At 51.1% G+C, this 7937-nt stretch carries 7 protein-coding genes; 6 read left to right on the top strand and 1 reads right to left on the bottom strand.

The genetic code is table 11. The features are described 5' to 3' along the window. The first annotated feature begins 203 nt into the window (after positions 1-203). A complete protein-coding gene (locus INT20_RS14910; RefSeq protein WP_193054553.1) occupies positions 204-665 on the top strand; it encodes a flavodoxin in 462 nt (153 codons plus the stop codon). A gap of 3 nt (positions 666-668) precedes the next feature. Continuing rightward, positions 669-1043, top strand: coding sequence for a hypothetical protein (locus INT20_RS14905; protein WP_193054554.1), 375 nt, complete (start codon positions 669-671; stop codon positions 1041-1043). 42 nt (positions 1044-1085) lie between these two features. On the opposite strand, the gene INT20_RS14900 is transcribed toward INT20_RS14905, so the two are convergent. Then, positions 1086-1211 (bottom strand): EAL domain-containing protein, encoded by a 126-nt coding sequence (locus INT20_RS14900; protein ID WP_193054555.1) that lies wholly within the window; start codon positions 1209-1211, stop codon positions 1086-1088. Between the two features lie 593 nt (positions 1212-1804). Here INT20_RS14900 and tig point away from each other — a divergent pair. The 4 genes from tig to lon all read left to right on the top strand — a co-directional run bounded on the left by tig (position 1805) and on the right by lon (position 7797). Beyond that, the gene (gene tig / locus INT20_RS14895) at positions 1805-3157 is read left to right on the top strand and encodes a trigger factor (RefSeq protein ID WP_193057204.1); all 1353 of its coding nucleotides are present in this window, start codon (positions 1805-1807) and stop codon (positions 3155-3157) included. 69 nt (positions 3158-3226) lie between these two features. After that, positions 3227-3844, top strand: a complete 618-nt coding sequence (gene clpP, locus INT20_RS14890; protein WP_193057203.1) for an ATP-dependent Clp endopeptidase proteolytic subunit ClpP — start codon at positions 3227-3229, stop codon at positions 3842-3844. A gap of 74 nt (positions 3845-3918) precedes the next feature. Beyond that, on the top strand, positions 3919-5199 hold the full coding sequence (gene clpX, locus INT20_RS14885; protein ID WP_172118799.1) for an ATP-dependent Clp protease ATP-binding subunit ClpX: 1281 nt from the start codon (positions 3919-3921) through the stop codon (positions 5197-5199). A gap of 183 nt (positions 5200-5382) precedes the next feature. Then, complete coding sequence (lon, locus tag INT20_RS14880; RefSeq protein ID WP_172118798.1) at positions 5383-7797, top strand: endopeptidase La; 2415 nt, start codon at positions 5383-5385, stop codon at positions 7795-7797. Positions 7798-7937 lie beyond the last annotated feature (140 nt).

Below are 7937 nucleotides of genomic sequence, written 5' to 3'. Positions count from 1 at the left end.
CATGAACCGCCGTGGTACGGAACCGTATGCCCGGTGGTGTGAGAGGACAGGGGAGGCGACTCCCCTTCCTACTCGATCGCCACGGTGCATACAGCCTTGTCTGTTCATTTGCGAAATGTGCCGTATAAATGAAGTATGTTAATATTCCTGCAAATTCAACGGCTATTTATCAACGCCGTGACACTTAATAGGGGATAGCAACAATGCCTCAACTGAACATATTGGTTGGCACGATGTATGGCGGTGCGTTAGATGTGGCTGAGCAGGTAAAGCCATTATTCGAGCAAGCGGGCTTTGCCGTTAATATTGTTGAGCAGCCGACGCTTGATGATCTAACGAGCCATGAAGATCTCTCATTATTCGTGCTCTCTACCACTGGCAGTGGTGACTTTCCCGGTAATTTTGTGCCCTTTGTGCGCAGCTTAAAAGATACAAGCCCAGCCCTTACGGCATTACGCTACGGCATGATTGCGTTAGGCGACAGCTCCTACGGTGATACATACTGTGGTGCGGGCAGAGCGCTTGATGCGTTACTTGAAGACCATGGGGCACGCCGTTTGGGTGACCGGTTGGAAATTGATGCCATGGAAACATTTATGGCAGATGATGCCGCACTACCGTGGGTCGAGACGTGGATTGAAGAGCAGCAGCTAAAGGTAGCCTAAGCAATGCAGCCGATGCCTTTTTCAGCAGAGCGCATTAGTGTTGCGCTCGGTTTGTGTGTGGTGATGCTGGCATCTTTGCCGCGTTTTATGGCAGGTGGGCACAGTACCCGTCAAACGCTTATTGTGATGGGTGTCGTACTGGTTGCCAGTGCGGCGGTAGCGCAATGGCGTTTATTATCCCGTGACGCGCGCAAGCAATTACCTCGTCTTTGCCTACGGTTGGTGCTCATGCTGTTAGTGGGCGCTTTAGTCATGGGGGCTTGGCACGCGCTTTTTACCACATGGATCAGCTGGGAAGTCTTTATCTCTCACGCCGCTACCTGTGGTCTTTTAATGCATGCGGTAAGTTTATGGTGGCGCCCTAAACGCCATAAATAACCCGTTTAGGCCCAAAACCCTTGGATAAAATCGATAGTATACTCACCCCAGCAGGTCCCATTGCTGCTCCGTTTCGACGCCTTCGGCGACCGCCTTTATACCTGGCTCACGAGTAAGGCTTGCAATCGCCGCAACGATAGCGCGGCTGTTGTGCTCCTGCTGGTGCAAAGGTCTCAATAAAACTGCGATCTATTTTTAGGCTTTGGGCCGTAATATGATGCAGGTAGCTCAGTGATGAGAAGGGCCTCGCTGAGCAACATTTGATGCGGCGCGTTATGCACGGGTGATGCCATAAATGCGGCGATCGGCCGCATTAGAACCGAGGGCGTACTGAAATTGACCATCAAGGCGTCATGCTCTGTCCAGATACCTAATGCCTGATGGCTCTCCATAATGACAATAGAGCTGCAGTGGCGCTTCGCCATACGCTTTGCCGCTTGGCAAGGCGTATGGCGGGTGTGCAGTGCAAAATGCTGGTTTGCATAATGCGTGAAATAGGTAAGTCTTGATGAGTAGTCATGAGTATCGTTACGATAGCCAGTAAAGGTTGCTAAGTGGCAGGTAGCCTATCGTAATGAGCACGTAATTCTGTGTCCGAGGTCTAAAAGTAATAAATTAGTCACTTATTCCCTTGTAATTAACCGCAGCGCCCCCATCTTGCGAGCATGGCGCTTGCCACCGTGCGCTAGGGTTCTTAAAATTGCCCCTTGGAATTTATTTAAACACTGTTAATACAACGCCCAGCCGCTAGAGGACAATTCATGCAAGTTTCCGTCGAGACGACCTCCCAGATCGAACGCCGTATTTCTATCCAAGTACCGGCTGCCGAAATCGACGAGGCTGTCAGTGCTCGCCTGATAGACACCGCGAAAAACGTGCGGCTGAATGGTTTTCGCCAAGGCCGGGTACCAATGTCTGTTGTCCGCCAACGCTATAGCGACAGCGTTCGCAGTGAAGTAGTGGGCGAGGTAATGCGTGAGCGTTACGTACGTGCCATCACTGAAGAAGGCCTTAACCCGGCTGGCTACCCTCAGATTGAGCCGCAAATTAATGAAGCCGGTAAAGATCTTGAATTCGTAGCGATCATGGAAATTTATCCGCAGATCGAGTTGACCTCTATCGAAGGCACTGACGTTGAGCGCCCGGTGGTTAGCGTAAGCGATGCTGACGTTGATGAAATGATCGAGACGCTGCGTAAACAAAATGCCGATTGGCAAGATGCGGACACACCGGCAGCAGATGGCGATCAGGTAACGATTGATTTTAAAGGTTTCCTGGGCGATGAGCCGTTTGAAGGCGGTAGTGCTGAAGGTCACGCGCTAGTGATTGGCTCCAACAGCTTTATCCCAGGCTTTGAAGAGCAGTTAATCGGTGCCAAGGCTGGCGAAGAGAAAACCATCAAGGTTACTTTCCCGGAAGATTACCAGGCCGAGCATCTGGCAGGTAAGGAAGCCACCTTCAATGTAACGGTGCATAAAGTCAGCACGCAGAAGCTGCCTGAAATTGACGCTGCTTTCATTGAGCGCTTTGGCGTAGACGATGGCGACCAGGATAAATTCCGCGCTGAAATCAAAAAGAACATGACGCGTGAGGCGACTCAGGCCGTTGATAATCGTGTTAAGCAGCAGGTGCTGGACGCGCTTAAAGAAGCCAACGACATTCTGGTGCCAAGCTCGTTAGTTCAGCAAGAAACGGATGCAATGAAGCGTCAGGCTGCTCAACAGTTTGGCCTTGGCGAAGACTTTGATGTTAGCCAGCTGCCCAATGAGCTTTTTGAAGAGCAGGCCAAGGGCCGCGTTCAAGTAGGTCTTTTGCTGGCTGAAGTGATCAAGGTCAATGAGCTTGACGCTGACGATGCTGCGATTAAAGCAAAAGTTGAAGAGCTGGCCGAGCAGTACCAGGACCCTTCTGAGGTTGTTGAGTACTACATGAGCAACGACCAGCTGAAAACGCAGGTTAAGTCTGCCATTCTCGAAGAGAAAGCGGTCGATAAACTGCTTGAGCAAACGAACGTTAAAGACGTTGAAATGTCTTATCAGCAAGCATTAGCTGCCGCTCAGCAGCAGGCTGCACAAGACGAGGGTGCTGAAGAAGGCGAGAAAGCAGACGCCTAAGCAATCCCATCAGCGCGGCGCACTGTTCTCGGTGCGCCTTTCCCTTATCGGACGCAAGGAATCACCCAAATGAGTGGATTTGATATTCAAAACGCCGGCGGTTTAGTGCCCATGGTGGTTGAGCAGAGCGCCAAAGGGGAAAGAGCCTACGATATTTACTCGCGTCTGCTAAAAGAGCGTGTCATTTTCCTGGTAGGCCCTGTTGAAGACTACATGGCTAACCTTGTGGTCGCTCAGATGTTGTTCCTTGAGTCGGAAAACCCCGACAAGGATATCCATCTTTATATCAACTCGCCGGGTGGCTCGGTAACGGCAGGCATGTCGATTTATGACACCATGCAGTTTATTAAGCCCGATGTATCAACCGTATGTATTGGTCAAGCGGCCAGTATGGGCGCGCTGCTTTTAACAGCAGGCGCAGCCGGTAAGCGTTACTGCTTGCCTAATTCACGGGTCATGATTCATCAGCCGCTGGGGGGTTATCAGGGTCAGGCATCTGACATTGAAATCCATACCCGTGAGATTCTGGGAATCCGCGAAAAGTTGAATCAGATTCTTGCGCATCATACTGGTCAGGATCTGGAAGCGGTTGCCCGTGATACCGACCGTGACAATTTCATGAGCGCCAATAAAGCTCAAGAGTATGGCTTGATTGACGCAGTGCTGGATAAGCGGCCTACATCCTGATAGCGTGATGAGGTTTTGCTTTTCTAACGAGCTTTTATGGCGGTGCAAGCCGCCGCAGTGACAGAGGTACGCTAATGGCCGACGGCAAAGGCAAGGATGAAGGTGGTAAATTACTTTACTGCTCGTTCTGTGGAAAAAACCAGAACGAAGTACGTAAACTGATTGCTGGCCCGTCCGTATATATCTGCGATGAGTGTGTCGACTTGTGTAATGACATCATTCGCGAGGAAGTTCTCGAAGCCGATGCCGAGAGCGATGAGGAGCGTTTACCTACGCCTCGCGAAATACGTCATACCCTGGACGATTACGTCATTGGACAAGACCGCGCCAAAATGGTGCTGTCCGTAGCGGTTTATAACCACTACAAGCGTCTGAGACCGGACGTACGTGAAGGCGATGTTGAATTAGGTAAATCCAATATTCTGCTCATCGGCCCCACTGGTAGTGGTAAAACATTGCTAGCGGAGACCATGGCACGTTTATTAAACGTACCTTTCACCATTGCGGATGCAACAACGCTGACCGAAGCGGGTTATGTGGGTGAAGATGTTGAAAACATCATCCAGAAGCTGCTTCAAAAGTGTGACTACGATGTAGAGAAGGCCGAGCGCGGCATTGTATATATCGATGAAATTGACAAAATTTCTCGTAAGTCCGACAACCCGTCTATCACGCGTGATGTATCGGGTGAAGGTGTACAGCAGGCGTTGCTCAAACTAATCGAAGGCACGACGGCTTCTGTACCGCCTCAGGGTGGCCGCAAGCATCCGCAGCAAGAGTTTGTTCAGGTAAATACCGGTAACATACTGTTTATTGTGGGCGGCGCTTTCGCGGGTCTGGACAAGGTTATACGTGACCGGGCTGAAAAGGGCGGAATCGGTTTTAACGCCAGCGTTAAGAGCAAAGAGTCAGCACGTGGTGTCGGTGAACTGCTTGCAGACGTTGAGCCGGAAGACCTGGTGAAGTTCGGTTTGATTCCAGAGTTTGTTGGACGTCTACCGGTCATTGCTACGTTAACGGAGCTTACCGAAGACGCGCTGATCCAGATTTTGACAGAGCCCAAAAACTCGCTCATCAAGCAGTATGGAAAGCTCTTCGAAATGGAAGGCGTGACGCTTGAGTTTAGAGACGAAGCGTTACGAGCGGTTGCTGCGAAGGCGATGGAGCGGAAGACAGGTGCACGCGGCCTGCGCTCTATCCTTGAGTCGGTATTGCTTGACACCATGTATGAAATTCCATCACTGGAAAATGTCAGCAAGGTGGTTATCGATGCATCGGTAATCGCAGGTGAAAGCGAGCCGCTCTTGATGTATTCAAAGCAGGAAGATGCTCGCGTTGATGGCACGGATGGCTAGTAATAGGCCAACGGCGTGACTTCAGCCGCTTGCGCTAAACCAAGGGGTCGCCTAGGCGGCCCCTTGTTGTTCATGGGTGTCACTGCGTAGTTTGCTCTACACTGCGTAGTACTTTTCATACAGTGATGTACTTGCCTTGGTGTTCCATCAAGTACTCTTCCGATTTGTTGAGGAACGTCTGCGATGCAGCAGAACGCCGAACAGACTCAATGTCTACCTTTATTGCCGTTGCGGGACGTCGTCGTGTATCCGCAAATGGTTATCCCTCTGTTTGTAGGGCGTGAAAAGTCGATTCAGGCGCTTGAAGCTGCGATGGAAGCTGATAAGCGCGTATTGCTAGTGGCTCAGCGAGAAGCAGCCCAGGATGAGCCGGACAATGCCGACCTCTATGCCATGGGCACAGTGGCGGACATTATGCAGCTGCTCAAGCTTCCCGATGGCACTGTAAAAGTGTTGATTGAAGGCAGCTTTCGCGCGGATGTACTGGACATCGAAGAGAACGAAGCGGGCTATACGCAAGCCCATCTTTCTCCTCGAGAGAGCGAGCCCTTAACCAGCCGCGAACAGGAAGCGCTGGTACGCGTGCTGCTTAATCAGTTCGAGCAGTACGTTAAACTGTCGAAAAAAGTGCCCAATGAGGTGCTTAACTCGCTTTCCGGGATTGAAGATCCAAGCCGGCTAGTGGACACCATCTGTGCTCATTTATCGCTAAAAATTGGCGATAAACAGGAGCTTTTAGAGATGGATAGGGTGCGCGATCGTATTGAGCACCTGATGGCCTTAATCGAATCTGAAATTGATCTGCTTCAAGTAGAAAAGCGCATCCGCTCACGTGTTAAAGAGCAGATGGAAAAGACCCAGCGCGAGTACTACTTAAACGAGCAGATGAAAGCCATTCAGAAAGAGATGGGCGAGCTCGACAACGTACCAAATGAAGCCGAAAAGTACGAGAAAGCGATCAAAGAGTCGGGCATGCCACAAGAGGCTGCCGATAAAGCGACTCAAGAGCTGAACAAGCTGAAAATGATGGCTGCTAACTCTGCAGAATCGACCGTCGTGCGCTCCTATCTGGATTGGCTGATAGCGGTCCCTTGGAAAAAGCGTACGCGCGTGAAGCATGATCTTGTGAAAGCGCAAGAAGTGCTTGATGAGGACCATTACGGCCTCGAAGAGGTAAAAGCACGTATCCTTGAGTACTTGGCTGTACAAAAGCGCGTACGCAAGATGAAAGGCCCTGTGCTGTGCCTGGTAGGCCCACCTGGGGTGGGTAAGACCTCGCTGGGTCAGTCCATCGCGCGGGCGACCAATCGTAAGTATGTACGCTTGGCATTGGGCGGAGTGCGGGATGAGTCGGAGATTCGTGGCCATCGACGCACTTATATTGGTTCATTGCCCGGTAAGCTAATGCAGCGCATGAGCCGTGCAGGTGTCAAGAATCCACTGTTCCTGCTGGATGAAGTGGATAAGCTCGGCATGGATCATCGTGGCGACCCAGCCTCAGCGCTTTTGGAAGTGTTGGATCCTGAGCAAAACAACAGCTTCAGCGATCACTATCTGGAACTGGATTACGACCTTTCAGAGACGCTGTTCATCTGTACGGCCAATTCGATGAATATTCCTGGCCCGCTTTTGGACCGTATGGAAATTATTCGTCTGCCAGGCTATACCGAAGATGAAAAGCTGGCGATCGCCAAGCGTTATCTGTTGCCGAAGCAGCTCGCTGCCAATGGACTGAAGACAGATGAGCTGGCACTTCAGGATGATGCGCTGCTGGAGCTTATTCGCTACTACTCGCGTGAAGCGGGGGTGCGTGAACTTGAACGCCAGATTGCTAAAGTCTGCCGTAAAGTGCTTCGCGAGCGCTTGGAGCGTAAAGACCTCGAAGAGACGCAAACCCTTTCTGCTGAGCAAATTGAAGCCTATGCCGGCGTACGACGTTACAGCTACGGGCTGGCTGAGCAGGACGACCAGATTGGCCGTGTAACAGGGCTTGCTTGGACATCAGTCGGTGGAGAGCTTCTCAGCATTGAGTCTGTGGTGACGCCAGGTAAAGGGCGAATTAACAAAACGGGCTCGCTCGGCGATGTAATGAAAGAGTCCGTTAGTGCCGCACAAACCGTTGTGAAGGCGCGTGCTCACGGGTTCGGTATTGACCCTGCGCGTTTTGAGAATGAAGACCTGCATATCCATGTGCCAGAAGGGGCTACGCCTAAAGATGGCCCCAGCGCTGGTGTCGCGATGGTAACGGCTATGGTGTCGGCTTATACGCAGCGTGCAGTGCGCTGTGATGTAGCGATGACCGGTGAAGTTAACCTTCGGGGCGAGGTGTTGCCGATAGGCGGCCTGAAGGAGAAATTGCTGGCAGCCCGTCGCGGTGGTATAAAGACCGTCTTGATTCCTGAAGAAAATCGTCGTGATCTCAAGGAAGTACCGGAAAATATCAAGGGTGCACTTGATATTCGTCCGGTACGCTGGATAGATGATGTATTGGCGGTGGCGCTAGTGAGCGATGAAAACGATGAGGGCACGTCTTTAAAAAGTGCTGAAAAGGGTGCTAAAACATCGTTTACTTCCTCCACCGTAGCCAATACACACTAATATTAAAGCCATTGGTCTTTAATGTTTACTTAAAGAATTTGCCCAAAGCCTTGTGCAGCGGGCATACCACGGTGTGTTTGCTTGACAGGTGTTTCAAGGCATTGCTATAAAACGCAGCTATGCTTTGAGGTTGTACCTTC

Origin of the sequence: Halomonas citrativorans, assembly GCF_014898005.1 — a bacterium.
In the GTDB taxonomy this organism is placed as follows: Bacteria; Pseudomonadota; Gammaproteobacteria; order Pseudomonadales; family Halomonadaceae; genus Vreelandella; species Vreelandella citrativorans.
The sequence above is the reverse complement of the archived record's forward strand: the minus strand, read 5'-3'. Positions and strand labels throughout refer to the sequence as shown.

Excerpts from the sequence above, each read along its gene's own strand:
- INT20_RS14910 (WP_193054553.1), top strand. The coding sequence starts at position 204 with ATGCCTCAACTGAACATATTGGTTGGCACGATGTATGGCGGTGCGTTA.
- INT20_RS14905 (WP_193054554.1), top strand. The coding sequence starts at position 669 with ATGCAGCCGATGCCTTTTTCAGCAGAGCGCATTAGTGTTGCGCTCGGT.
- tig (WP_193057204.1), top strand. The coding sequence starts at position 1,805 with ATGCAAGTTTCCGTCGAGACGACCTCCCAGATCGAACGCCGTATTTCT.
- clpP (WP_193057203.1), top strand. The coding sequence starts at position 3,227 with ATGAGTGGATTTGATATTCAAAACGCCGGCGGTTTAGTGCCCATGGTG.
- clpX (WP_172118799.1), top strand. The coding sequence starts at position 3,919 with ATGGCCGACGGCAAAGGCAAGGATGAAGGTGGTAAATTACTTTACTGC.
- lon (WP_172118798.1), top strand. The coding sequence starts at position 5,383 with ATGCAGCAGAACGCCGAACAGACTCAATGTCTACCTTTATTGCCGTTG.